18 protein-coding genes and 2 pseudogenes are annotated in these 25,714 nt (G+C 71.0%); 9 read left to right on the forward strand and 11 right to left on the reverse strand.

All coding sequences use genetic code 11. From position 1 onward, the window contains the following. Nucleotides 1-33: 33 nt before the first annotated feature. Entirely contained in the window at nucleotides 34-2,616 is a 2,583-nt protein-coding gene (gene pepN / locus O1Q96_RS07645; RefSeq protein ID WP_269247428.1) for an aminopeptidase N, read from the reverse strand. A gap of 113 nt (nucleotides 2,617-2,729) precedes the next feature. Between pepN (O1Q96_RS07645) and O1Q96_RS07650 the strand changes: the two genes are divergently transcribed. Continuing rightward, the gene (locus tag O1Q96_RS07650) at nucleotides 2,730-3,227 is read left to right on the forward strand and encodes a DUF1203 domain-containing protein (RefSeq protein ID WP_269247429.1); all 498 of its coding nucleotides are present in this window, start codon (nucleotides 2,730-2,732) and stop codon (nucleotides 3,225-3,227) included. Nucleotides 3,228-3,340: 113 nt separating this feature from the next. Beyond that, nucleotides 3,341-4,192 carry an SCO4651 family lipoprotein gene (locus O1Q96_RS07655; RefSeq protein WP_269247430.1) on the forward strand — a complete coding sequence of 284 codons (852 nt, stop codon included), beginning with the start codon at nucleotides 3,341-3,343 and terminating at the stop codon, nucleotides 4,190-4,192. Between the two features lie 177 nt (nucleotides 4,193-4,369). Here the strand turns inward: O1Q96_RS07655 and O1Q96_RS07660 are convergent, their stop codons facing one another. Then, the gene (locus tag O1Q96_RS07660; protein WP_269247431.1) at nucleotides 4,370-5,395 is read right to left on the reverse strand and encodes an aspartate-semialdehyde dehydrogenase; all 1,026 of its coding nucleotides are present in this window, start codon (nucleotides 5,393-5,395) and stop codon (nucleotides 4,370-4,372) included. A gap of 471 nt (nucleotides 5,396-5,866) precedes the next feature. Between O1Q96_RS07660 and O1Q96_RS07665 the strand changes: the two genes are divergently transcribed. Continuing rightward, entirely contained in the window at nucleotides 5,867-6,427 is a 561-nt protein-coding gene (locus tag O1Q96_RS07665; RefSeq protein WP_269247432.1) for an RNA polymerase sigma factor, read from the forward strand. A 1-nt stretch (nucleotide 6,428) separates the two neighbouring features. Then, nucleotides 6,429-7,250 carry a hypothetical protein gene (locus O1Q96_RS07670; protein ID WP_269247433.1) on the forward strand — a complete coding sequence of 274 codons (822 nt, stop codon included), beginning with the start codon at nucleotides 6,429-6,431 and terminating at the stop codon, nucleotides 7,248-7,250. A 70-nt stretch (nucleotides 7,251-7,320) separates the two neighbouring features. On the opposite strand, the gene O1Q96_RS07675 is transcribed toward O1Q96_RS07670, so the two are convergent. Next, nucleotides 7,321-10,626 (reverse strand): S8 family serine peptidase, encoded by a 3,306-nt coding sequence (locus O1Q96_RS07675; protein WP_269247434.1) that lies wholly within the window; start codon nucleotides 10,624-10,626, stop codon nucleotides 7,321-7,323. Between the two features lie 221 nt (nucleotides 10,627-10,847). Here O1Q96_RS07675 and O1Q96_RS07680 point away from each other — a divergent pair. Together O1Q96_RS07680 and O1Q96_RS07685 are read left to right on the forward strand one after the other, a co-directional pair. Then, nucleotides 10,848-11,285 (forward strand): annotated as a pseudogene (locus O1Q96_RS07680) (NUDIX hydrolase); the annotation flags it as partial. 341 nt (nucleotides 11,286-11,626) lie between these two features. Continuing rightward, the gene (locus O1Q96_RS07685) at nucleotides 11,627-13,393 is read left to right on the forward strand and encodes a TIGR03767 family metallophosphoesterase (RefSeq protein WP_269247435.1); all 1,767 of its coding nucleotides are present in this window, start codon (nucleotides 11,627-11,629) and stop codon (nucleotides 13,391-13,393) included. A 124-nt stretch (nucleotides 13,394-13,517) separates the two neighbouring features. On the opposite strand, the gene O1Q96_RS07690 is transcribed toward O1Q96_RS07685, so the two are convergent. Together O1Q96_RS07690 and O1Q96_RS07695 are read right to left on the reverse strand one after the other, a co-directional pair. Continuing rightward, nucleotides 13,518-14,162 (reverse strand): response regulator, encoded by a 645-nt coding sequence (locus O1Q96_RS07690; RefSeq protein WP_269247436.1) that lies wholly within the window; start codon nucleotides 14,160-14,162, stop codon nucleotides 13,518-13,520. Further along, nucleotides 14,150-15,320 (reverse strand): annotated as a pseudogene (locus O1Q96_RS07695) (sensor histidine kinase). The gene O1Q96_RS07690 and the pseudogene O1Q96_RS07695 overlap by 13 nt, the downstream one beginning before the upstream one ends. 222 nt (nucleotides 15,321-15,542) lie before the next feature. Between O1Q96_RS07695 and O1Q96_RS07700 the strand changes: the two are divergent. Both O1Q96_RS07700 and O1Q96_RS07705 read left to right on the forward strand, forming a co-directional pair. Continuing rightward, complete coding sequence (locus tag O1Q96_RS07700) at nucleotides 15,543-15,737, forward strand: hypothetical protein (protein ID WP_269247437.1); 195 nt, start codon at nucleotides 15,543-15,545, stop codon at nucleotides 15,735-15,737. 121 nt (nucleotides 15,738-15,858) lie between these two features. Then, a complete protein-coding gene (locus tag O1Q96_RS07705; RefSeq protein WP_269247438.1) occupies nucleotides 15,859-17,013 on the forward strand; it encodes a serine hydrolase domain-containing protein in 1,155 nt (384 codons plus the stop codon). A 118-nt stretch (nucleotides 17,014-17,131) separates the two neighbouring features. Here O1Q96_RS07705 and O1Q96_RS07710 read toward each other — a convergent pair whose 3' ends face one another. Next, on the reverse strand, nucleotides 17,132-18,178 hold the full coding sequence (locus O1Q96_RS07710; RefSeq protein WP_269247439.1) for a hypothetical protein: 1,047 nt from the start codon (nucleotides 18,176-18,178) through the stop codon (nucleotides 17,132-17,134). A 395-nt stretch (nucleotides 18,179-18,573) separates the two neighbouring features. Beyond that, nucleotides 18,574-21,141, reverse strand: a complete 2,568-nt coding sequence (gene pepN / locus O1Q96_RS07715; RefSeq protein ID WP_269247440.1) for an aminopeptidase N — start codon at nucleotides 21,139-21,141, stop codon at nucleotides 18,574-18,576. Nucleotides 21,142-21,304: 163 nt separating this feature from the next. Here pepN (O1Q96_RS07715) and O1Q96_RS07720 point away from each other — a divergent pair, with 163 nt between their 5' ends. Further along, a complete protein-coding gene (locus tag O1Q96_RS07720) occupies nucleotides 21,305-21,955 on the forward strand; it encodes a mycothiol-dependent nitroreductase Rv2466c family protein (protein ID WP_269247441.1) in 651 nt (216 codons plus the stop codon). A 24-nt stretch (nucleotides 21,956-21,979) separates the two neighbouring features. Here the strand turns inward: O1Q96_RS07720 and O1Q96_RS07725 are convergent, their stop codons facing one another. From O1Q96_RS07725 to O1Q96_RS07740, 4 genes are all read right to left on the reverse strand, one after another. Then, complete coding sequence (locus tag O1Q96_RS07725) at nucleotides 21,980-22,207, reverse strand: hypothetical protein (RefSeq protein ID WP_269247442.1); 228 nt, start codon at nucleotides 22,205-22,207, stop codon at nucleotides 21,980-21,982. A 171-nt stretch (nucleotides 22,208-22,378) separates the two neighbouring features. Further along, nucleotides 22,379-23,020 carry a superoxide dismutase gene (locus O1Q96_RS07730; RefSeq protein ID WP_269247443.1) on the reverse strand — a complete coding sequence of 214 codons (642 nt, stop codon included), beginning with the start codon at nucleotides 23,018-23,020 and terminating at the stop codon, nucleotides 22,379-22,381. A gap of 253 nt (nucleotides 23,021-23,273) precedes the next feature. Next, nucleotides 23,274-24,686, reverse strand: coding sequence for an amino acid permease (locus O1Q96_RS07735; protein WP_269247444.1), 1,413 nt, complete (start codon nucleotides 24,684-24,686; stop codon nucleotides 23,274-23,276). 122 nt (nucleotides 24,687-24,808) lie between these two features. Continuing rightward, a complete protein-coding gene (locus tag O1Q96_RS07740) occupies nucleotides 24,809-25,702 on the reverse strand; it encodes a TauD/TfdA dioxygenase family protein (RefSeq protein WP_269247445.1) in 894 nt (297 codons plus the stop codon). Nucleotides 25,703-25,714: the final 12 nt, after the last annotated feature.

Below are 25,714 nucleotides of genomic sequence, written 5' to 3' on the forward strand. Positions count from 1 at the left end.
CCGGGCGCCCCTCTCGCGTACGGCCTGTACGGCCTACTCGGCCGCGGCCGCTGCCGCGTCCGCCGCCTGGGCCTTCAGCGCGCGCTCCACGCCGGAGCGGGACTCCGAGATCAGCCGCCGCAGCGCCGGGCTCGGCTCGGCCGAGGCCAGCCACTCGTCCGTCTTCGCCAGGGTCTCGGCGGACACCTGGATCGACGGGTAGAGACCGACCGCGATCTGCTGGGCCATCTCGTGCGAACGCGAGTCCCAGACGTCCTTGACCGCCGCGAAGTACCTGTCCGTGTAGGGGGCGAGCAGCTCGCGCTGGCCCGTCTCCACGAAACCGCCGATCACGGCCTCCTGCAGGGCGTTCGGGAGCTTGTCGGACTCGACGACCGAGGCCCAGGCCTCGGCCTTCGCCTCCTCGGTCGGGCGGGCCGCCCGCGCGGTCGCCGCGTGGCGCTCGCCGGCGGCGGTCCTGTCCCGCTCGTACTCGCCCGCGATCTCGGCGTCGTCGAAACGGCCCACGGCCGCGAGCCGCTGTACGAACGCCCAGCGCAGCTCGGTGTCGACGGCCAGGCCCTCGATGGTTGCCCGGCCGTCCAGCAGGCCCTCCAGGAGGTCCAGCTGCTCCGGCGTACGGGCCGTCGCCGCGAAGGCGCGCGCCCAGGCCAGTTGGTGGTCGCTGCCGGCCTCGGCGGACCGCAGGTGGGCCAGCGTGGCGTCCGTCCAGCGGGTCAGCAGCGCCTCGCGGGCCGTCGGGTCGGCGTACAGCTCGACGGCCAGCTTCACCTGCCGGTGCAGGGACTGCACGACGCCGATGTCCGACTCCTTGCCGATGCCGGAGAGCACCAGGGACAGGTAGTCGCGGGTCGCGAGTTCCCCGTCCCGCGTCATGTCCCAGGCCGAGGCCCAGCACAGGGCGCGGGGGAGGGAGGCCTCGAAGTCGCCGAGGTGCTCGGTGACGAAGGCGAGGGACTGCTCGTCGAGGCGGACCTTCGCGTAACTGAGGTCGTCGTCGTTGAGCAGGATCACGGCCGCGCGCCGCCTGCCCACCAGCTCGGGCACGGCGGTCAGTTCGCCGTCCACGTCCAGCTCCAGCCGCTCGTCGCGTACGAGCTTGCCGCTGGCGTCGTCCAGGTCGTACAGGCCGACCGCGATGCGGTGCGGACGCAGTGTCGGCTCGCCCTTCGCGCCGGCGGGCAGGGCGGGAGCCTCCTGGCGGATCGCGAAGGCGGTGATGACACCGTTCGCGTCCGTCTCGATCTCCGGGCGCAGGATGTTGATGCCCGCCGTCTGCAGCCACTTCTGCGACCAGGTGCTCAGGTCGCGCCCGCTGGTCTCCTCCAGCGCGCCGAGCAGGTCGGACAGGCGCGTGTTGCCGTACGCGTGCGCCTTGAAGTACGCCTGTACGCCCCGGAAGAACTCGTCCTGGCCGACGTAGGCGACGAGCTGCTTCAGGACGCTCGCGCCCTTGGCGTACGTGATGCCGTCGAAGTTGACGAGCACGTCGTCGAGGTCGTTGATCTCCGCCATGATCGGGTGGGTGGACGGCAGCTGGTCCTGCCGGTACGCCCACGTCTTCATGGAGTTGGCGAAGGTGGTCCAGGAGTGCGGCCAGCGCGAACCGGGCGCGTACGCCTGGCAGGCGATGGAGGTGTAGGTGGCGAACGACTCGTTCAGCCAGAGGTCGTTCCACCACTCCATCGTCACGAGGTCGCCGAACCACATGTGGGCCAGCTCGTGCAGGATGGTCTCGGCCCGGACCTCGTACGCCGCGTCCGTCACCTTCGAGCGGAAGACGTACTGGTCGCGGATCGTCACCGCGCCCGCGTTCTCCATCGCGCCCGCGTTGAACTCCGGCACGAACAGCTGGTCGTACTTCTTGAACGGGTACGTGTAGTCGAACTTCTCCTGGAACCACTCGAAGCCCTGCCGCGTGACCTCGAAGATCGCGTCCGAGTCGAGGAACTCGGCGAGCGAGGGCCGGCAGTAGATGCCCAGCGGGACACTCTGCCCGTCCTTCTCGTACACGCTGTGCACCGAGTGGTACGGGCCGACGATGAGCGCCGTGATGTACGTCGAGATCCGGGGCGTCGGCTCGAACTCCCAGATGTCGTCCTTGGGCTCCGGCGTCGGCGAGTTGGAGATGACGGTCCAGCCGGTCGGCGCCTTCACCGTGAACCGGAAGGTGGCCTTCAGGTCGGGCTGTTCGAAACTCGCGAAGACGCGGCGGGCGTCCGGGACCTCGAACTGGGTGTAGAGGTAGGCCTGCTGGTCGACCGGGTCGACGAAGCGGTGCAGCCCCTCACCGGTGTTCGTGTACGCGCAGTCGGCCACGACCCGCAGGACGTTCCGCCCGTCCAGGATCCCCGGGAGCGCGATCCGTGAGTCCTTGAAGACCTCGGCGGGGTCGAGAGCGTCACCGTTGAGGACGACTTCGTGGACGGCCGGAGCCACCAGGTCGATGAAGGACTCGACGCCGGTCTCGGCCGAGTCGAAGCGCACCGTGGTCACGGACCGGTAGGTGCCGCCCTCCTGCGCGCCGGAGAGGTCGAGATCGATCTCGTACGAGTCAACGGTGAGCAGCTGCGCCCGCTGCTGCGCCTCTTCGCGGGTCAGGTTTGTGCCAGGCACGCGGTCATCTCCTCGATATGTGTCAGTCGCGCCATCCTTCCACGGGAGCCGTGGGCAACGCGATGTCCGTTTCCCGCCGGTGGGAGGCGTGCGGGAGCGGGATTCTGGCTCGCATGACGACGTACACCGCGCGACCCGTCGAACCGGGCGCACTGAAGGAACTCCGTGAGACCGACGACGCGGGGCACCCCCGTGCTCCGTTCGTGGACGAGGAGGGCGGGAGCCCGCTGCGCTGCTGTCTGCGGCCCGGCCGGCCCGGCGAGCGCGTCGCCCTCGTCTCGTACGCCCCGCTGCGGCGCTGGGCCGCCGCCACGGGGGCCGAGCCCGGCGCGTACGACGAGCAGGGGCCGGTCTTCGTGCACGCCGAGGAGTGCGCCGGGCCCGCGGGCGACGGACGGTACCCCTTCGCCCGGCCCGGTGTCCGGCGCGTCCTGCGCCGCTACTCGGCCGACGGCCGCATCCTCGGCGGGAGCCTCCTGGAGATCCCGGAGCCGGCCGACGAGGCACTGGACGCGGCGCTCACGGAGGCCTTCGCCGACCCCGAGGTGTCCCTGGTGCACGTCAGGGCCGTCGAGTACGGCTGCTTCCTCTACGAGGTGCGCCGCCCCTGACGGGCCGGGCAGTGGCCGGAAGCGAAGGCCGGGAGGAGTGGTACGGGAAGGATGGGGAACCCGGTTCGGGTCAAGTAGCCCAGCTATGACACGAGTTGAGGGGAAACATCCCAATGGCGGGAAAGCGTGTGTTAGGGGTCGCCACGGCGCTGGTGCTCAGCGCGGGCCTGGCGGCCTGCTCCGACGGCGACGACACGAAGAAGGCCCAGCCGAGGGACGGAGCGGACAAGGCGTCCGAGTCCCAGGTCGTACGGGCCGCCCACCGCAAGACCGCGGCGGCGGACACGGCGAAGATGACCCTCACCACCAAGGCGGCCACGACCGGCGAGTCCGTGACGGTACGCGGCGCGGGTGTGATGGACCTCGAGGACGGCGACAGCCGTATGACGCTGACCGCACAGGGTCAGGAGATCGAGCAGCGCGTCCTGGACGGCATCGTCTACCAGAAGCCGCCCGCCGCACAGCGCAAGCAGCTCGAACTGCCCCGGAACAAGACCTGGATGAAGATCGACCCGGCCCGGCTGAGCGGTTCGGGCGGACAGGTCAGCGACCCTGCCGAGTCCTTCGCGTACACCAAGGGTGTCAACGACCGCGACGTCACCAAGGTCGGGACGGAGACGATCGACGGGGCGCGCACCACGCACTACCGCGTCAAGGTCGACGTGAAGGCGCTGGCCGAGGGTGATGCGGCCAAGGCGGAGCAGCTGCGGGAGCAACTGGGCACCTCGACGCTGCCGCTCGACATGTGGCTCGACGAGCAGGGCAGGCTGCGGCAGGAGACCATCCGGCTCACGCTGCGGCCCAAGGCCGAGGACGGCCAGAAGAGCCAGAAGGTCACCAGCACCACCACGCTCAAATTCAGTGACTTCGGCACCGAGGCCGATGTCGAGGCGCCGGCCGCCGGGGACACGGTGGACGTCACCGAGAAGCTCGCGGACGCCTCGAAGGCCCAGGGCACGGCCTGACCGTCCCGTCGGGCCCCGCAAGGGGCGCGGGGAACCGCGCGCTCCGCTCCCGACGGGCGGCACCCGTCCACGGCGCCGCCGCGGGGACGCACGGCCGCCGGGCCCACGAGCCGAGGCCGACCAGGCGCAGCCCGGTCGGCCTCGGCTCGTTCCTGTCCTGTTCGGCCGCGGCAGCGGTCAGCTGAGTTCCGCCGCGACCAGCTCCGCGATCTGGACCGCGTTCAGGGCCGCGCCCTTGCGGAGGTTGTCGCTGGAGACAAAGAGGGCGAGGCCGTGCTCCACGGTCTCGTCGGCGCGGATGCGGCCGACGAAGGACGGGTCCTGGCCGGCGGCCTGGAGGGGGGTCGGGATGTCCGAGAGGACCACGCCCGGGGCCCCGGCCAGCAGCTCCGTCGCGCGCTCCACGGTCAGCGGACGCGCGAAACGGGCGTTGACCTGGAGCGAGTGGCCCGAGAAGACCGGGACGCGGACGCAGGTGCCGGAGACCTTGAGGCCCGGGATCTCCAGGATCTTGCGGGACTCGTTGCGGAGCTTCTGCTCCTCGTCCGTCTCGTTCAGGCCGTCGTCGACGATCGAACCGGCCAGCGGGAGGACGTTGAACGCGATGGGCCGCTCGTAGACCTGCGGCTCCGGGAAGTCGACCGCCGAACCGTCGTGGGTCAGCCGGTCCGCGTCGGCGACGACCTTCTGCGCCTGGCCGTGCAGCTCGGCGACACCGGAGAGACCGGAGCCGGAGACGGCCTGGTAGGTGGCGACGACGAGGGCCTCCAGGCCCGCCTCCTCGTGGAGGGGCTTCAGCACGGGCATCGCGGCCATCGTCGTGCAGTTCGGGTTGGCGATGATCCCCTTGGGCCGGTCCGCGACGGCGTGCGGGTTGACCTCGGAGACGACCAGCGGAACCTCGGGGTCCTTGCGCCAGGCCGAGGAGTTGTCGATCACGACCGCGCCCTGGGAGGCGACCTTCTCGGCGAGGGCCCTGGACGTGGCGCCGCCCGCGGAGAACAGCACGATGTCGAGGCCGGAGTAGTCGGCGGTGGAGGCGTCCTCCACGGTCACCGTCTTGTCCTTGTAGGCGATCGTCGATCCGGCCGAACGGGCCGAGGCGAACAGACGCAGCGTCTCCACCGGGAAGTCGCGCTCGGCGAGGATCCTCAGCATGACCGTGCCGACCTGACCGGTGGCTCCGACGATTCCTACCTTCACAGCGACTCCTTTTGCCTGTGCATTACTGGCCAGCGTTTCCATCATGCGTCTCACCCCGGCCCACGTGTCCAATCCTTTGCCCGCGAAGTGGACGCTCCCGGGGCCCGGAGCGGTTCCTCCACGGCACTCCGCCGAGCGGGGCCCGTCCCTCCTGATCTGCAGATATCCCCTCGGCAGCCCTCGCGGACCGGAAGCTGTGCCGGGTCGGCGCACCGGTCACGGGCATTCGTCCAGCCCCGGGACCGCCCGGAGAGCGGGAAGGCCGCCCCGCCCCGCGCGTGAGGATCGTCTCGGTTTCCCTTCCGGTGTGACGTACGCCTCCATCGCCCCGGCCTGCCGCCCCGGCCCGCCGGGGGAGTGGAGGCCGCGTGACGCGCAGGGGCGGATGCCGCGGAGGACCGGGATCCGTGAAAGTCGGTCGAACGTTTCTCGCGCCACCGGCGTCCTAGGGGAAACGCGGTGAGGGGAGGGGTGGCTGTGCTGCGCAGAAATGCCCGCCGCGTCCAGGGGGTCGGGGAGCACGACGGGGGAACTCCCGACGACCCCCTGGACGCGGCCCAGGAGCGCCGGGTGCGTGCGGTGCTCGCGCTCGGCGGGGTGCCGCAGACGGACCTGCCGGACGGGGTACAGCAGGTACGTCTGCGGCTTCTGGAACGGGCGGCGAGCGGGGCCGAGGCGCCCCGTGACGTGTCGGCGTGGGCGGCGGTCGTCGCCTCGAACCTGGCCATGGACTGGCACCGGGCCAGGCGTCGGCAGGAGCGGATCGGCGAACGCCTGGCCTCGCTGAGGCCCGCGGAGCACGCCGTGGCCGACGCGGGCGAGGACACGAAGGTGCTGTCGCTCGCCGTGGCCCGGGGGCTGGACGAGCTGCCCGACGCCCAGCGGCAGATCCTCGTGCTGCGCTTCTACGCCGACCTGCCCGTCCGCGGGATCGCCGAGGAACTCGGCATCCCGGAGGGCACGGTCAAGAGCAGGCTGCACACGGCGGTCCGCGCGCTGCGCGCCCGCCTGCACGAGGACGAGGTGGTGTGACGTGGCCGAGTACGAAGGAATGGACGCGCTGCTGGCCGCGATCACGGACGAACCCCTTCCCGAGGGGGCCCGGGACGACGCGGAGTTCCTGGCGGAGCACCGGTCGGCTGTCGCGGACGTGGCCCTGCTGAGGGAACAGCTGCGGATCATGGGGGACACCCTGGCCGCGGAGGCACCGGCCGGGACGGCTCCCGGCGGGACGGCATCAGGGGCGACCGTGAGGAAGGCGCCGGGTTCGGGGCGCGTGCCGCCCCGGGCGGCCGCGCCGCTCCGGCCTCCGAAGGAGGCCCGGCCCCGGCGGTCGCGCCGGTTGCGGCACTACGCGGGTGCGGCCGTGGTCCCGCTCGTGCTGGCGGCGGGCACGGCGATGCTCGGCGGCCTGGTGTGGCTCGGCGTGCAGGGAGGGGCCCGCAGTGACGCGGGCGCGAAGGACGCGTCGGCCGCGCAGAGCGAGGCCGGCGGCGATCTGGGCCACACTCCGGAGATGGACATCGCGTGCTCGAAGGTCCTCGTCGAGGGGACCGTGCAGAGCATCACGGCCGCGGGCGAGGGGAACGTGCACGTCGTCCTGAAGGTGAAGCGCTACTACCGTCCCGAGCGGTCGGTGGCGGACCACCCGACGATCCGGGTCACGCTGCCGGCGAGCGCCCGCGAGGACCTGAAGGTCGGCACGTACACCCTGGTGCGGGTGCCGGTGCACCCGCAGGACCGGCAGGACTGGGAGACCGGCTGGGGGGTCGGCGACGTCCGCAAGGACCTCCTGAAGGCACTGCCGGGCGCACGTGGCCTGGAGTGCGAGGGCCCGAAGGTCGGCGCGGGCTGACGGACACGGCGAGGGCGGGCGCCCGGTGGAACCGGACGCCCGCCCAGGGCCGTTCAGAGAGCCACGCGGACTACGGCGTGACCTTCTCGATCAGCACACTGCCGGTGCCCGCCACGGTGCCCCGGGCGTTCACGAGCTGCACGCGCCCGAAGAACGTCCGGCCCTCCGGCGGCGCCGAGCTCGCGACGACCTTCGCCGCGACCGAGGCCGAGGCGCCCGTCGCGAGCTTCACGGGGGTCGCGTCGACCTGGACCTCGCCGAGCGACGGCGCGAAGTACACGTCGAGGTAGTCGTACGCCGTGGTGCCCGCCGGAACCGAGTAGCCGGCGACCTTCACGGTGTACGTGCCGGCCGCGGGCGACGGGATGGAGACGGACTCCTCGGAGTCGCCGTCCGCGGACTGGCCGACCTGGTTGCCCCGCGCGTCGTAGACCGTCAGGTCCAGGTCGGCGGAGGCGTCCGAGACGTTGCCGATGGTGACGTCGAGCGAACCGGCGCCCGCGGGCACGTCCACCGTGGTGGTGTCCGTGGCGCCCTGGGCGATGGTCGGCCGCGTGCTCTTCGAGGAGCCGAGCGGGCCGCCCTTGAGCGCACCGTCGACCGCGACGAGCTTGTTCGTCACCTTCCACGAAACCGGGGCCGGGGTGCCGACCTTGGCCTCGGGGACGGTCACGACCGCCGGGTCGAACTCTGCCCCGAGCACCTCGACGTTCAGCTTGTACGGGTTGTCGAGCAGCGGCGACGTACGGCGCGACTCGACCTCGATCTCCCAGACGCCCGGCTGCGGGTTCGCGTAGGCGCGCACGTCGGGCTTGCAGCCGTTGCCGTCGAGGTAGTTGTTGTAGCAGAACGGGGTGCCGGTGCTGTCGACCGGAACGCCGTACGGGTGGATGGCGATGAACCGGGTCTGGCTCTTGTCCTTCAGCCCGCCGATCGCGACCTCGAGGGTCTGGGCGCCCTCGGGGACGGTCACGAAGTACGACTTGTGGCTGTTGCGCTGGACCTTGCCGGACGCCGAGTAGGTGTACTTCAGCGGGGCGGCGACCACGACCGTGTTGAGGACCTGCTTGTCGATGCCCTCGGTCCGCGGGTCGTCGAGCTCCAGGATCGCGCTGCTCAGACCGGAGTTCTCCGGCTTGGCCGCGATCTTCACCGTCACCGGCTTGTTCAGCGGGAGGGAGATCTCGTCACTGCCGACGATCCGGAACGTCTTGTCCCGGTTGTTCTCCAGGTGCAGCTCGTGCCGGATCGCGCGGTCGGCGCCGGACGTACGGGTCAGGGTGACGTCGTACGTCTTCTTCTGACCGGCCTTCAGGCCGCCCTCCCGGTCGTAGATGCCGGTGCCGAAGCCCGGGGTCTTGAGCGCGAAGTCGATCGCGGTGTCGACCGGGGCCTTCACCGTGTACTCGTGGGCGGTGGCGCCGTCACGGATCGAGTCCCAGGCGTCCGGGATGTTGATGAGGCCCACGCCCTCCTCGTACGCCTGCGTGCCGCTGATGTGGTCGGCGGTCGAGGTCAGCGCGGTGCGCAGCTTCGCGGGCGTCAGGTCGACGTCCTTCTGCTTCGCCGCGCTCAGGAGCAGCGCGGCGGCGCCCGCGGCCTGCGGGGAGGCCATCGAGGTGCCCTGGAGCATCGAGTAGCCGGGCGGCAGGGAGTAGCCCGCCTCGGCGACCGGGCCGCCGGGGAACCAGGTCTGCGTGGTGTTGATGGAGGCGCCGGGCGCGGTCAGCGTCGGTGTGAAGCCGCCGTCCTCACGCGGGCCGCGCGAGGAGAAGGGCAGCATCGCGTACTTCTTCGACACCTGCGAGCCGTAGTTGGACGCCCAGGTCTCCTTCGAGATGGACGCGCCGACCGAGATGACCTTGTCGGCCAGGCCGGGGTCGCCGATGGTGTTGGCGCCGGGGCCGGAGTTGCCGGCCGAGATGACCAGCTGCACGCCGTAGGTGTCGATGAGGCGCGTGTAGAGCTCGGCGCGCGCGTTGTTGCCGTCGTTGAGCGCCGGCAGGCCGCCGATCGACATGTTCACGATGTCGACGCCGCGGTTCGCGACGAGGTCGATCATGCCCTCGGTGAGCGCGACGTTCGTGCAGCCGCCGCTCCAGGTGCAGGCGCGGGAGGAGACGAGCTTCGCGCCGGGCGCCGCCCCGTTCATCTTCCCGCCGAACAGCTTGTTGGCGGCGGTGATGCCCGCGACGTGCGTGCCGTGCTCGGACTCGATGATGCCGATGTTGACGAAGTCGGACTTCTTGCCGACCCAGTCGCCGCCCAGCGGGTCCATCGGGACGTCCTTGCGGATCTCCACGACGAACGGCACCCGCTCGACGATGTCCGTCGCCGGGTTGTCGGTACCGAAGTAGCCGATCTGGTAGCCGTCCTTGTACGGCTTCATCGACGTGTCGTCGGTGAAGTCGTTGTTGTCGTTCAGGTCGACGCGGACCGTGCCGGCCGCGGCGTCGTAGAGCACGCCCCAGCTGTCGGTCGTGTCGCCGTCGCGGTTCAGGTCGCCGTTCGCGTCGCCGCCGGTGGACGCCGACTCGCGGAAGCGGCTGACCGCGTAGTCGCCGGCCGGGGCCTTCCAGCTCTCGCCGTCGAAGGTGAAGGCCGGGCCCGAGCGGGCGTTGACCATGGCGCGCCAGGTCGCGTCGGCGTCGGCCAGCGGGTCGGTCGCCGTCACCCAGTCGACGATCTTGCGCTCGCCGGTGGTCGTCTTCTGCAGCGCGGGATGCGCCACGTCGACACCGGAGTCGAGGATGCCGATGGTGATGCCGCGGCCGTCCGCCTTCGGGTTGTCCTTCACGAAGTCGACGGCACCCGTCTCGAAGGACGGGTTGTACGGGTTCTCGGCGGGGGTGTTCTTGCCGGGCGCCGGGTACGCGGCGGCCGTCGGGGCCTTCTTCGCGCCCTTGGCCCGGTCTGCGGACGGCGTCGGGTCGTCCAGCACGATCTCCTGGCGCAGGTCGATGCCGTGCACGGAGGAGAGCTTGGAGGCCGCCTTGATGGCCGCCTCCGCCCTGGCGGTCGGGACGGTGGCGCGGACGTAGCCGAGCTTGTCGTGGGTGCGGCCCACGGAGCCGCCCTTCACCGCGTCCAGCTGCCCTGCGACCTGTTCGGTCTGCCCGGGCGCGGTGGCGATCATCATCGTGACGTTCTTGTCGCCGTCGGCCTTGGCCTCCGCGAGGAGGTCGGCGTCGGCCGAACCGAGCTTGGCACCGGCGGACTTGACCGCTGTGTCGGCGGGTGTGCCCGGATCGTCCGCGGAGAAGGCCATGGGTATCGGCCCTGCCGCGGAGAGGGCGGCCACGAGACCGGCGGCCACGGCTATGCGCGCCGCGCGTCTCGCGCCGGTGATCGGAGCTCGCTGAGGGTTGGGGGTCATCAGCATCCTTGTAGGTAAAGGAAAAAGTCCGTTCACGATCGGATCGATCGCGTCAGTCCGGTATGTGGACCCGGATGACCGCTCAGCTTTACCCAGGAGGCGGATGTTTGGGGAGGGGTGACCGTAACGTGAAGTGTCCATGGCGTAATTCCGCCATACGTCATGCGTCCGATCTCCGGCCAAACCGGGACGTGCGGGTATCTCTGCCGTAACGTCTGCGCATGCACAAGGAGTTGAGGGTGGCGGCCTACGCCGTGTGTGTGCGGGACGGGCGGATGCTCCTGGCACGCTGGGTGGCGGGGGACGGCGCCAAGCGCTGGACGCTGCCCGGCGGCGGCATGGACCACGGCGAGGACCCGTACGACACCGTGATCCGGGAGGCCGAGGAGGAGACCGGGTACACCGTCGAGCCCGTCGCGCTGCTCGGCGTCGACTCGATCCGGCGCACCTATCCGCGCCGCCTCGGCGCGGTCGCCGACTTCCAGGGGCTGCGGATCGTCTACGAGGCCCGTGTCACCGGCGGCGAACTCCGGCACGAGACGGACGGCTCCACCGACATGGCGGCCTGGCACCCGCTCGACGAGGTGCCCGCCCTGGAGCGGGTGGAACTGGTCGACGTCGGGCTCGCGCTCTGGAGGGAGCGGCCGGCGGCCGGGCGTACGACGGGAGACCCCGGGCACCCGGAGGCCTCCGCCCGGGCTTCCGGACCCCCTTCCGGACACCCCGCCGAGCGCCCCTCCGGACGGCCCGGGAACGCCGACGAATAGCTTCCGTACCCACTCAGGTGAACATGGAGTGACCGCCTCCCAGCGGTTCAGGGAGGGCTCGGTGGACGCGGAGGGTAGTCCAAGATCGACGTACGGTGATCTGCGCTGCCCGTTGCTGCCGAGTTAACGCACAGGTCATCCCCAGTGCCAACGATCCAGTATGAGCGGGAAGTTCGTGTGAGCGAACCACCCGCGACCACTGCCGACGCGTTCGCACTCGGGGAGACCGCGCCATGTCGCGCATACGCTCTGTCGCCACTGCCACTGCTCGTGACCGCCGCGCCTTCCTGGCCGCCACCGGGGCGGTGTCCCTCTCCGCGGGCATCGGCTTCGCGCTGCGTCCGGGAACCAGCGAGGCTGCCACCGACACCGCCGCCACCACCACCCACGGCCGGCCCGTCGCCGTCTCCCGCAGGGCGCCGGCCGCGCCCCTGGCCCCGTACACCCGGGGCACCACCCTGTCGACCGTCGCGGCCCCGCGCCCGGGCTCCGGATTCCGGCGCCTCGGCGACGGGCCCGCCTGGCCGCGCGTCGTCCGCGGCGACCTCGCCGCCCCCAAGGCCGGCCGGGCCGGGCGGCGCACCGCGCTCGCCGCGTTCGTGCAGTTCACCGACCTGCACCTGGTCGACGTCCAGCACCCGCTGCGGTACGAGTACCTGCGCGCCCAGACCGCCAGTGCCTGGCGCCCCCAGGAGTCCTTGTCGGTGCCCGGCGCGGTCTCGCTCGTCGAGCGGGTCAACGCACTGCGCGGAGCGCCCGTCACCGGGTCCCCACTGCACTTCGTGATGACCACCGGCGACAACACCGACAACAACGCCAAGACGGAACTGGACTGGTTCCTGAAGGTGATGAGCGGCGGGCGGATCATCCCCAACTCCGGTGACCCGAACCGCTACGAGGGCGTCCAGGACAGCGACCTCAAGCTGTACTGGCAGCCCGACGCGGCCCTGCGCGACGCCGACAAGCAGCTCGGCTTCCCCCGCATCCAGGGCTTCCTCGCCGCCGCGATCCGCGAGGTGCGCAGCCCCGGCCTCAACCTGCCCTGGTACTCCACGGTCGGCAACCACGACTCCCTGCCCGGCGGTTGCTACGCGCCCGGCGACTCCTTCTTCGCCGACTTCGCGGTCGGCGGCAGGAAGCTGATGACGCTCGACGAGTCGGTCGGCACCGCCATCTGGAAGAACGTCAAGAAGGGCGGCGACCCCAAGGGCGCCGACTTCAAGGCGATGCTCAAGTCCCAGGCGCGGAAGATGCGTTCGGTCACCCCGGACGAGGGCCGTGCCCCCTTCACCCCCGCCGAGTACCTCCGGGCCCACCTCGACCCGGCGCACGCGGGCGTGGGCCCCGTCGGACACGGCTACTCGCAGGCCAACCTCGCCGCGAAGACCCAGTACTACACGTTCCGCATCGCCGACGACGTCCTCGGTGTCAGCCTCGACAGCACGGACCCGGGCGGCCACTACGAGGGCTCCCTCGGCACCGCCCAGCTGCGGTGGCTGGAGCGCACGCTGAAGGCGGCCGACAGGAACAAGGAACACGTCATCGTCTTCAGCCACCACACCAGCAAGTCCATGCGCAACCTCCGCGAGGACCCGGCCCACCCGGGGGAGCGGCGGCACGGCGGCGACGAGGTGCTCTCGGTGCTCGGCGCCCACCGCTCCGTGCTGGCCTGGGTGAACGGCCACAGCCACAAGAACAACATCACCCCGCACTCCGCCCCGGACGGCCGCTCCTTCTGGGAGGTCTCCACCGCCTCGCACGTCGACTTCCCGCAGCTCGCCCGGGTGATCGAGATCGCCGACAACCACGACGGCACGGTCTCCCTGTTCACCACGCTCATCGAGTCCGGCGCCCCGCACGGCACGGACTTCACGGACCTCTCGCAGACGGGCCTGGCCGCCCTCTACCGGGAACTGTCCTTCAACGCCCCGGGCGCCCGCACGGACCTGAGCGGCGAACCGGGCGACCGCAACACGGAACTGGTCCTGAAGAAGGGCTGAGGTTTCACGCCTCTGACAGGAGGGCGCCCCGTCAGGGAGGCGCCCCTGAAGGGGCCGGGGAACTGCGCACCCCAGCCAGGGACGGCCCGCAGCCTACGAACACACCCCCCGGCGAAGCCTCACCTCACGAGTTGTTCAAGTAGGCAAGCACCGCAAGCACCCTCCGATGCCCACTGTCGCTGGGCGGCAGCCCGAGCTTCAGGAACACGTTCCCGATGTGCTTGCTGACCGACCGCTCGGTCACGACGAGATCCTTGGCGATCGTCGTGTTGTCGCGCCCCTCGGCCATCAGCTTCAGCACCTCCCGCTCGCGGGGAGTGAGCGAGTCGAGCGGCGAGTCCCGCCGACGGACCAGCAGCTCCGCCACCACCTCGGGATCCAGCGCCGTACCGCCGGAGGCGACCCGCTCCAGCGCGTCCAGGAACTCGTCGACCCGCCCCACCCGGTCCTTGAGCAGATAACCCACCCCGCTCGCCCCGCCGCCGAGCAACTCGGCGGCGTACGACTCCTCGACGTACTGCGAGAGCACGAGCACCGGCAGCCCGGGGATCTCCTCGCGTGCCGCGAGCGCCGCTCGCAGGCCCTCGTCACGGAAACCGGGCGGCATCCGGACGTCCAGCACGGCGACATCCGGCCGGTGTTTGAGCAGCGCGGGCAGCACCTCCGGCCCGCTGCCCGCGACGGCCACCACCTCGTGCCCGGAGGAGGTGAGCAGCAGGACGAGTCCCTGCCGCAGCAGGGCGTTGTCCTCGGCGATCACCACACGCACGGCAGCTCCACTTCGATCACGGTCGGGCCCCCGGCGGGGCTGGTCATCCGCAGGGTCCCGTCGAGGGCGGCGACGCGACGCCGCATACCGAGCAGCCCGGAACCGCCGGCCTCGTCGGCACCGCCCCGCCCCTCGTCGCGCACGGTCAGCCGCAGCCCTTTCCGCACGCGGGCGAGACGGACCTCGGCCCGCTCCGCGCCGCTGTGCTTCGCGGCGTTCGTCAGGGACTCCGCCACCACGAAGTACGCGGCCGCCTCCACCGCGGCAGGGGCCCGGGCCCCGTCCCCCCTCGCGGTCACCGTCCTCGAGACCGTCCACGGTCACCGTCACGGCGAGGCCGCCGCTCGCGGCGAGCGCCCGGACCGCGCCGGCCAGACCGCGATCGGTGAGGATCGGCGGATGGATGCCGCGCACGACGTGCCGCAGCTCCGCCAGTGCCTCCTGCGCCTGGTCCTGCGCGTCGCCCAGCAGCCTGCGCGCCGCCTCCGGGTCACGGTCGTACGCCCGCAGCGCGAGCCCGATCCGCATCGACAGCGAGACCAGCCGGGCCTGTGTGCCGTCGTGCAGGTCCCGCTCGATGCGCCGCAGCTCCGCGCCGTGCGCGGCGACCGCGCCCGCCCGGGTCCGGGCCAGCTCCTCGACGCGCTCGGCCAGCCGCGCCCTCGGCGACGGCTTCAGCAGAGCGGTGGACCACTTCGCGTCCAGATCGGCGAGGCGGCCGATCAGCGGGAGCACGACCGCCTCGCGGCCCGTCAGAGCGCACCACACACCGTCGACGAGCAGCCCCAGCGGCCACAGCGGGACCGCCAGATACGGCAGACATCCGTAGCCGTAGTAGGCGAGCATCCAGCGCAGGTCGGTGAGCGTGCCCGGATCGCGGACGGCCGTACGGAACCGCTCGCGCACCGTGCCCGTGACGGGCAGGTACGCCTCGGGGATCTCCCGGCCCGTCCATTGGGTCACCATGCGCCGCTTGGCCCCGGCGATCCGCCGTATCAGCAGCACCGCCTCCGGCAGCAGCGCGGCACCCACCACGACGACGGTGCCGGTGGCCGCGATCAGCAGGACGGTGACGAAGAGGTACGAGCCGAAGGACAGCACGGCGGCCGGGGCCAGCTGTCCCGTGGCCCGCGCGGCGTCCCGCACCGTCTTCCGCATGGCGATCAGAGTAGGCGAACGGGCACCCGCGCGGACGCCCGCCCGCCTGCCTGTGACCAGCGGATGAGCTTCCTGTGAGCGGCGGCGGGATGCCGGTCGTGGTGTAGCCCGCTACACCTCCGTTTCGGGAGAGGACTCCCTCGTGGCGGCGGGCGGATCCCGGGATCGTTGGGCTCGGTCGATCGCGGGAGCGCCCAGCTCCCCCACCGGAAGGAAACCCCCATGAAGGCGCTGCTCTCCTCGAAGCCGGTTCTCTGGTTCCTGTTCCTGTTCAACCTCGTCGTCGCCGCGGCCGCCCCCTTCGTCGTGGACGGAACGCAGGGCGTGATGACCGCCGCCGGCATGGGCGTCGTCTCCCTCGGGGCGGGGGCGAGCCTGCTCAGGGACCGCGGTCAGCCGCAGGGCGGGCGCGCCTGACCTTCCCGAGAAGGGCCGGAACCCGCTCAACCGGTCCGGGCCGGGGCAACCCCCACGGCCCGCCACCGGGTCCCTCCCGTCGGTTCCTCATGACGGACACGACGGAAGGACACGACGACCCATGACAGCATCCCGCACCCTGCGCCTCGGACTGACGGGCGTGGCCGTACTCGCGGCGGCCTCACTCACCGCTCCGGCGGCCCTGGCCTCCTCCCCGGCACCGGGGAGAGACCACGGCGCGACCCGGAAGGCGATGGACGCCGCCGTGCAGGACGGTGTCCCCGGCGTGGCCGGGCAGGCCAAGGACAGGAACGGCACCTGGAAGGGCACGTCGGGTGTCGGCGACCTCCGGACGAAGCAGCCGCGCTCCGCCCACGACCGCTACCGCGTCGGCAGCATCACCAAGACGTTCGTCTCGACGGTCCTGCTGCAACTGGAGGCCGAGGGGCGGCTCTCGCTCGACGACAAGGTGGACAGGTGGCTGCCGGGCGTGGTCCTCGGCAACGGCCACGACGGGAGGAAGATCACACTGCGTCAGCTTCTCAACCACACGAGCGGTGTCTACAACTACACGGCGGACGAGGACTTCGGCCGGACCTACTTCCTGAAGGACGGCTTCTTCGAGCACCGCTTCGACCGGCTGACGCCCAAGCAGCTAGTCAAGATCGCGACGGCCCACAAGCCGGACTTCGCACCGGGCACCTCCTGGAACTACTCCAACACCAACTACGTCCTGGCCGGAATGGTGATCGAGAAGGTCACCGGCCATGCGTACGGCGACGAGGTCCGAAAGCGCATCATCGAGCCGCTCGGACTGCACGCCACCCGCGTCCCGGGCAGCGACCCGAAGCTGGGCCGGCCCAGCAGCCGGGCGTACGGCAAACTCGCCGAAGAGGCCACCGGCCCCACCTACGACGTCACGGAGCTCAACCCCTCCCTCGCCTCCGCGGCGGGCGAGATGGTCTCCGACTCGGGCGACCTCAACCGCTTCTACTCGGCACTGCTGAAGGGCAGGCTCCTGCCGAAGAAGCAGCTCACCGAGATGAAGACCACCGTCGAGGTCGGCGAGATCCCGAACGCCGGCTACGGCCTCGGGCTCATCGAACGCAGGCTGAGCTGCGGCGTCGTCGTGTGGGGCCACGGGGGCGGCATCCACGGCTCCAACTCGGAGGCCGTCACCACCGCGGACGGCCGCCACTCGCTCGCCTTCAACTTCAACGGCGACTGGTCGGGCGACAGCGACGCGGTGATCGAGGCGGAGTTCTGCTCCGAGTGACACCCGGCTGAGCCGGGAGGTCCCGGGCACGCGTGAAGGGGCGGGACCCGTCCGTGGGCCCCGCCCCTTCACTCCCCTCCTGCAGGCCGCGCCCGGTCCGTCACCAGGCCGACATGGCCTAGCGGGGCAGCACCATCACGTACGCGGCCGGGTCGCGGTCCGCCGAGGCCATCAGGGCCGTACGGACGACCGTCGCCTGCTGTTCCATCGATTCCCGCAGCTTCTTCGGTGTGACGTGGACGACCGTGATGCCGAGCCGCTCCAGGTGCTCGCGCTTGCGGGCGTACTCGGACCACATCGCGTCGTCCTCCTGGCGCGGGGCCCGTGTGTCGAGTTCGAGGGCGACGGCGTGGTCGGGCCAGTACGCGTCGAGGCCGCCGAGGTGCGGGCCGCCCGGCAGTCGGAGGTCCACGTTCCAGACGGGGTCGGGCAGCCCGTGCTCCGCGATCATGCGGTAGAGGCGGTCCTCGGCGATGGCTCGGCCCTCCGCGAGGAGGGAGTCGACAGCGTCCACCACATGAGGCCGGCTCAGCAGCCGGGCTTGCGTCAACTCCCGTACGACGGCAGCCGGTTCGCAGTGGCCGCTGCGCACCGCCTCGGTGAGCAGGCGACGGACGGCTCCCGCGTCCGTGAGGTCGGCGACCGCGTCGGCCAGCGCGCGCGGGACGGGCGCCACCGGGATACCGGTGATCTGCTCGGGCTCCGGCATGCCCGGCGTACGGACGATCCGGACGCAGCCCGTCGAACGCAGCCGGCGCAGTCGCGGGACGAGGACGTCGATGCGGTCCAGGGACAGCAGTGGCGGAGCGGACGAGAAGCGGTGCAGGGCGAGCGCCGCGAGACCGGTGATCATCGCTTCGGCGTACCGATGCGGCGGGTACGGCACGTCGGCTCCCGGCTGGGCGGGGACGGCCGGTTCCGTGAGGGGCGAGCGGGCCGCGTACAGGAGGACCGCGTGCAGCCGCTCCTCGCTGGTGGCGGGGCCGGGGCGGAGCAGGAAGACGCCGGGCAGGAGCTGCTGCCATGAACCGCCGGGTCGGCACTGCGCGTTGGTGTCGGCGGCGCTCACGCCGCGGGCCCGCAACTGCGCGGCGGTCAGGACACGCTGCTGGACGTCGGACAGGTGGCGGAGAGGCCGGGGGGAGAGCGGGGTGTTGTGGTTCATGACCCCGAATGTCCCGCGCCCGGTCTCCCTCCTAACCGCTGTTACACGTCCGTCGACAAAACAGGACAGGCTCGCCCTAAAGTGCAAGCGTTCGACTGCCGAAACCCCCTGGTCCGTAAGGGGGTCACGGCACCGATTACCCAAATTCCGTAACTGTTATGGACGCCCCCGAGGTCAACCGCCGGGGCCCCGTTACCCGTTAGTGGAACCCGGCCGGAGCACCCTTCGAGGGGCGCGGTCCGTTCGGGGGCGCGGCGGGGAACGGCGCGGTCTTTCGAGGGGCGCAGGGAACGGCGCAGTCTTTCGAGGGGGCGGGGAACTGCGCGACCAGCCACAGCGAACCCGCACCCGACAACCAACCGCACCCCAGCACCCCCGCCCGGAGGGCCCGGCGGTCAGCCGCTGTCACACGCCTGCCCCCGCAGGGCCCGCGCCAGATCGTCCCGTGCCTCCAGGACCAACCGCCGAAGCGCGGGCGCCCCCGCCTCGTGCGAGGCAAGCCACGCGTCCGCCGCCTCCAGGGTCTGCGGAGTGTCCTGGAGGGACGGGAACAGCCCCCGCACCACGTCCATGCCGATCTGGATGGACCGCTCGTCCCAGACCCGCTCGATCACCTCGAAGTACCTCGCCGCGTACGGAGCGGTCAGCTCCCGGTGCGACGGCTGGGCGAAACCGGCGATCGTCGCCTCGACCAGCGCGTTGGACAGCGAGTCCGACTCGACCACGGACGCCCACGCCTGGGCCTTGACCGCGGCGGAGGGCCGGGCCGCCAGGCACCGCACCTGGTGCCGCTTGCCGGACGCCGTGTCGTCCCGGGCCAGCTCGGCGGCGAGCACACGCTCGTCCACGACCCCGTACGCGGCGAGCGGTTCGAGGAAGGTCCAGCGCAGCTCCTGGTCGACCTCCAGGCCGTCGATCTTCGCCGTCCCGTCCAGCAGACCCTGGAGCAGCTGGAAATCGGCCTCGTTCGACGCGACCGCCGCCAGGAACCGCGCCCAGGTCAGCTGGTGCTGGCTGCCGGGCCCGGCGATCCGCAGCTCACGCAGCGCGCCCTCGGCGAGCAGCCGTCCGCCGGTCTCCCGCCAGCCGGGCGCCGCGTAGTGGGCGAGCGCGGAGTTCGCCCACGCGTGCAGCATCTGCAGCACGCCGATGTCCGACTCGCGGCCCGCGAAGCGCAGCACCAGGTCGACGAAGTCCCGGGCGGGCATGAGCGCGTCGCGGGTCAGGTTCCACAGGGCCGACCAGCACAGGGCGCGGGCGAGCGGGTCCGTGATGTCGCCGAGGCCGGCCCGCAGGGTGTCCAGCGAGCCCGCGTCGAAGCGGATCTTGCAGTACGTGAGGTCGTCGTCGTTGACGAGGACCAGCTCGGGGGCGTCGGCGCCGACCAGCTCCTCGACGACCGTGCGCGGACCGTCGACGTCGACCTCGGCGCGCGCGTACCGCTCCACGGCGCCGTCGGGGGACCGTCGGTACAGGCCCACCGCCACCCGGTGGGGCCGCAGCTCGGGATGCGACTCGGCGGCCTCCTGGAGGACCGCCAGCTCGGTGACGCGGCCCTCCGGGCCGAGGATCACCTGGGGCGTGAGGGAGTTGACGCCGGCGGTCTGCAGCCAGGACCGCGACCACGCCGTCAGGTCGCGCCCACTCGTCTCCTCCAGGACCGACAGCAGGTCACCGAGGCGCGTGTTCCCGTACGCGTGCCGCTTGAAGTAGCGGCGGGCGCCCTCCAGGAAGGCGTCCCGGCCCACGTACGCCACCAGCTGCTTCAGGACCGAGGCCCCCTTGGCGTACGTGATCCCGTCGAAGTTGAGCTTGGCGTCCTCCAGGTCGCGGATGTCGGCGGTGATGGGGTGCGTGGAGGGCAGCTGGTCGGCGCGGTACGCCCATGCCTTGCGGTTGTTGGCGAAGGTGACCCAGCCGTTGGTGAAGCGGGTCGCCTCGACCATCGAGAACGTGCCCATGAAGTCCGCGAAGGACTCCTTGAGCCACAGGTCGTCCCACCACACCATGGTCACCAGGTCGCCGAACCACATGTGGGCCATCTCGTGCAGGATCACGTTGGCCCGGCGCTCGTACGCCGCCCGGGTCACGTTGCCGCGGAAGATGAACTCCTCGCGGAAGGTCACACAGCCCGGGTTCTCCATCGCGCCGAGGTTGTACTCCGGCACGAACGCCTGGTCGTACTTCCCGAACGGGTACGGGGAGTCGAAGTGGTCGTGGAAGAAGTCGAGACCCTGCTTGGTGACCAGGAAGACGTCGTCGGCGTCGAAGTGCCTGGCCAGCCCCTTGCGGCACAGGGCGCCGAGCGGGATCTCCAGACGGGTGCCGTCGTCGAGGACACGCTCGTACGAGTCGGTCACGTAGTGGTACGGACCGGCGACGAAGGCCGTGATGTACGTCGAGATGGGCTTGGTCCCGGCGAACTTCCAGACCCCGTCGGTGAGTTCACCGACGCCGTTGCTCCACACGACCCAGCCCTCGGGGGCCCGTACCTCGAAGCGGAAGGGAGCCTTGAGGTCGGGCTGCTCGAAGCCCGCGAAGACGCGGCGCGAGTCGGCCGGCTCGTACTGCGTGTAGAGGTAGACCTCGCCGTCCTCGGGGTCGACGAAGCGGTGCATGCCCTCGCCGGTGCGGCTGTAGGCGCACCGGGCGTCGACCACCAGTTCGTTGTCCTCGGCCAGGTCCTCCAGGAGGATGCGGGAGCCGTCGAAGACCGCGCCCGGGTCGAGGTCCCTGCCGTTCAGCGAGACGGCCGTGACGCTCGGCGCGATCAGGTCGGCGAAGCTCGTGGCGCCCGGCTCGGCGCTGCGGAAGCGGATGGTCGTCACCGACCGGAAGGTGCGCGGCTCGGAGTCCGTCCCGCCGACCGCGGAGCGCAGGTCCAAGGACACCTCGTACTCCTCGACGGACAACAGTGCGGCCCGCTCGCGGGCCTCGTCGCGGGACAGATTCTCACCGGGCACGGGCGGCACTCCTCGAAGCGTCATGGGTACGCGTGAACAGGACCGATCCTGCCACGCGCCCCTGACACGGGACACCGGGAATGGCACGGGTGACCGATCGCGTTGGGGCAGGAGAGTGCATCCAGGACTCGTCCATACCAGGCAGCCCCCATCGAGGAGAACCATGTCCGAGCAGACCTCCGGCAAGACGCCCGTCGACTTCTGGTTCGACCCGCTGTGCCCCTGGGCGTGGATGACCTCACGGTGGATCCTGGAGGTGGAGAAGGTCCGGGACATCAAGGTCGACTGGCACCTGATGAGCCTCGCCGTGCTGAACGAGGACAAGCTCGACGACCTGCCCGAGAACTACCGCGAGCTGCTCACCACCAAGGCGTGGGGCCCGGTCCGGGTCGTCATAGCCGCCCAGGAGGAGCACGGCGCCGAGGTGCTCGGTGACCTCTACACCGCGCTCGGCACGCGTATCCACAACGAGGGCGCGGGCCCCGAGAAGGAGGTCGTCGCGGCAGCACTGAAGGACGTCGGCCTGCCCGAGTCCCTCATGGACCACTGGGACAGCACCCCGTACGAGCCCCAGCTGCGCGCCTCCCACAAGGAGGGCATAGACAAGGTCGGCCAGGAGGTCGGCACCCCCGTCATCGCGGTCCCCGGCGCGGACGGCGAGCAGCTCGCCTTCTTCGGTCCGGTCGTCACCCCGGCCCCCAAGGGCGAGGACGCCGCCAAGCTGTGGGACGGCACGCTGCTGGTCGCGTCGATCCCGGGCTTCTACGAGATCAAGCGGACGCGGACGGCGGGCCCGGACTTCAGCAATCTGTGACCGAGGGGGCCGACCACGTCGGTCTCAGGCTGGGTCCGGCAGGCGCAGAGGGTCCCTGAAGGGCCGCTCGTGGTAGTACTTCCGCAGGTTGCGGCACTGCTTCTGCCCGCCGGCGACGAGTGCCTCGCACACCAGGAACTCGTCGACGTTCTTCATGCCCGTCTCTTCCTTGAGCCAGTCCCTTTCCCGGGGCTCCAGGAAGCGGTGCTCCTCTTCACGGCTCTGGCAGGTGAAGCAGCTCTTCTTCGGCATGGCGCCACCATGCACCGGAACCCCTCCCACCGACAGTCCCGGTACCGCCGCGCCCTCGCCGAAGACGAGAAGAGCCCCCGCGAGTCACGTCCTCGCGGGGGTCCTCCCTTCATCCGCCTGCCCGCGTGAAAGGTGAGAAGACGATCACGAGGCAGGACGCTCCGGGTGCCCTCAGGGGGCGAGCAGCAGCACGTCCGGACGGGACTTCGCCGCCGCGTAACGACGTGCCACGTCCTGCCAGTTGACGACCTGCCACATGGCGTCGATGAAGTCGACCTTCTGGTTGCGGTACTGGAGGTAGAAGGCGTGCTCCCAGGCGTCGAAGACCAGGATCGGGGTGGACCCCTGGCCGACGTTGCCCTGATGGTCGTAGATCTGTTCGACGATCAGCCGGTCGCTCAGCGGCTCGTACGCGAGGACGCCCCAGCCGGAACCCTGGGTGGTCGCCGAGGCCTTGGTCAGCTGGGCCTTGAACGCGGCGAAGGACCCGAAGGACTCCGTGATCGCGTCGGCGAGCTCGCCGGTCCCGTCCGCCGCGAGCGGCTCGCCGCCGCCCTCTCCCGTCATGTTGTGCCAGTAGACGCTGTGCAGGATGTGGCCGGAGAGGTGGAAGGCGAGGCTCTTCTCCAGGCCGTTGACCGAGCCCCACGACTCCTTGTCACGGGCCTCCGCCAGCTGTTCCAAGGTGTCGTTCGCCCCCTTCACGTACGCCGCGTGGTGCTTGTCGTGGTGCAGCTCGATGATCTCGGGGCTGATCACGGGTGCAAGTGCGGAGTAGTCGTACGGCAGTTCAGGAAGTGTGTAGACGGCCATGCCAGGTCCTCTCCGACCTCTTATTGCAAAGTACTTGCAAGTGCACGCTAGCAGCAAGAGGGTGGCGTCGCCCGCTCGGGCACACCACTCGGGCACACCACTCGGGCGCACCACTCGGGCACACCGCTCGGGCACACCAAAGGGACCGCGCACGCGACCGGGGGTCGGTCGGTGCGCGGTCCGGAACATGCGGGTTCGCAGTGGTTGTTCAGGCTCGCGCGGCGGAGTCGTGGACCGGCACGGCCCCGCGCTCCTACGGGGTGCGCCTCTCGCGGACTCGCTGCCAGGCGTAACCGGCGGCCGCCAGCGCCAGGGTCATTGCGCCCGTCGAGTACAGCTGTACCCGCGTGTCCGGCTCCCGGGCCATCAGGACGAAGATCGCCACCATCCCGGCCAGCGCCACCCAGGTCAGCACCGGGAAGGCCCACATCCGTACGACCAGCTTCTCCGGGGCCTCCCGCTCCAGCCCGCGCCGCAAGCGCAGTTGCGCGACCGCGACGAAGATCCAGACGACCAGGATCACCGCCCCGATCATGTTGAGCAGCCAGGGGAAGACGTCGTCGGGACGCCAGTAGCTGAGCAGGACGCAGCCGAAGCCGAAGACGGAGGAGGCCAGTACGGCGACGCGCGGCACCCCGCCGAAGACCCGGCCGAGAGCCCGCGGGCCCTGGCCCCGCTCCACCAGGGAGTAGGCGATGCGCGAGGCGCCGTACACGTTGGCGTTCATCGCGCTCAGCAGCGCGACCAGCACCACGACGTTCATGAGCGGACCGGCTCCCGGGATGTCCAGACGGTCGAGGGTGGCGACGTAGGGGCCCTGCTCGACGACGGCCTTCGAGTCCCACGGGACGAGCGTCACGATGACGGCCATCGAGCCGATGTAGAAGAGCGCGATGCGCCACATCGCCGTGCGCACGGCGCTCGCGACGCCCCGGACCGGGTCCTCGGACTCGGCCGCCGCGATCGTCACCGTCTCCAGACCGCCGTAGGCGAAGACCGAGGCCAGCAGGCCGATGACGAGTCCCTCGCCGCCGTTCGGCAGGAAGCCGCCCTCACCGGTGAGATGGGCGAGGCCGGGGGAGTCCGAACCGGGCAGCACCCCGGCGATCGCCAGCACGCCGAGCACCAGGAACAGGGTGATCGCGCCCACCTTCAGCGCGGCGAACCAGAACTCGAACTCGCCGAAGTTCTTCACCGCGGCGAGGTTCGCGCCGCAGAAGGCGACCATGAACAGCGCCACCCACGCCCACTCCGGCGTACCGGGCAGCCAGCCGGTCATGATCTTCGCGGCGCCGATGCCCTCCAGCCCGACCGCCGTGCACAGCAGCACCCAGAACGACCAGCCCGCGGTGAACCCCGCCCACGGCCCGATGGCCCGCTCGGCGTGCGCGGAGAAGGAACCGGAGGACGGGTACGCGGCCGACATCTCGCCGAGCATCCGCATCACCAGCATGACGAGAAGGCCGGAGACGGCGTACGCGACGACGATCGACGGACCGGCGGCCGCGATCCCCGCGCCGGAGCCGACGAACAGGCCCGCGCCGATCACCCCGCCGAGGGCGATCATCGACAGATGACGCTGCTTGAGGCCGTGGGGGAGCGAGGACGGATGCGGGTCGCCGGAGCCGGACGAACCGGGCGTGACGTCCTGGGTGGTACGGGACATGAGTGCGGGGGGTCCCTTACGTGCGACTGGGCAAAAACGCCCACAGTCTGGGCGGCCCCTCCGTTCGCACGAAGAGGCCGTCCAGCATGCGGACACACCCGGTACCCAAAGTGAGAGCCCGGCTACGCCACCGAGGTGTAGTGCGAGGCGTCGCCCGAGATCGAGTAGCTCTCCTTCCCTTCGATGCCGACCGGCACGTCACCGGCGACCGTCACCCGGTTCAGGCGACGCGGCAGACCGTCGTAGTTGTCGATGGCGTAGTGCTGGGTGATCCGGTTGTCGAACAGCACGAGCTGGTTCGGCGACCAGCGGTGGCGCAGGACGTTCTCGGGCCGGGTGACATGGGCCTGGAGCAGATCGAGGACCTTGCGGGACTCGTTCACGGACAGGCCGACGATCCGCTGGGCGAAGCCGCCGATGAACAGCCCGCGCTCACCGGTCAGCGGATGGACCCGGACCACGGGGTGGGCGGTGCGGTACTTGATGGAGGTGAACTGGGCGCGCTGGGCGGCCTGTGCCTCGTCGATCTCCTCCTCGGGCACCGCGTAGTCGTAGTCGTTGGTGTGCTCGGCCCACAGGGTGTCCGCGAGCCGGCGGAGGGGCTCGGGCAGATTGCGGTAGGCGGCGGCGGAGCTGGCGATCAGTGTCTCGCCGCCGTACGGCGGGACCGTGATGCTGCGCAGGGTGCTGGCCTGCGGGGGGTTGAGGACGAACGTGACGTCGGTGTGCCAGTTGTTGGCGGCCCGGCCGCGCTCGCTGTCGACGGGCAGCACGTTCGGGGCGCCGTCCACGGCGGGCACGGTCGGGTGGGCGGTGGTGAGGTCGCCGAAGTGCCCGGCGAAGGCCTGCTGGCCCTCGTCGTCCAGGCCGACGTCGTCGAAGACCAGTGCCTTGTGCTCGTTGAGGGCGGCCCGCAGGGCGGTGACCGTCTCCTCGTCGAGCGGCTCGGCGATGTCGACGCCGGATATCCGGGCGCCGATCCGTGCGGTGACCTTGTGGATCTCGAGGTCGGACATGGGGGTTCCTTT

Origin of the sequence: Streptomyces aurantiacus, from assembly GCF_027107535.1 — a bacterium.
Classification (GTDB): domain Bacteria; phylum Actinomycetota; class Actinomycetes; order Streptomycetales; family Streptomycetaceae; genus Streptomyces.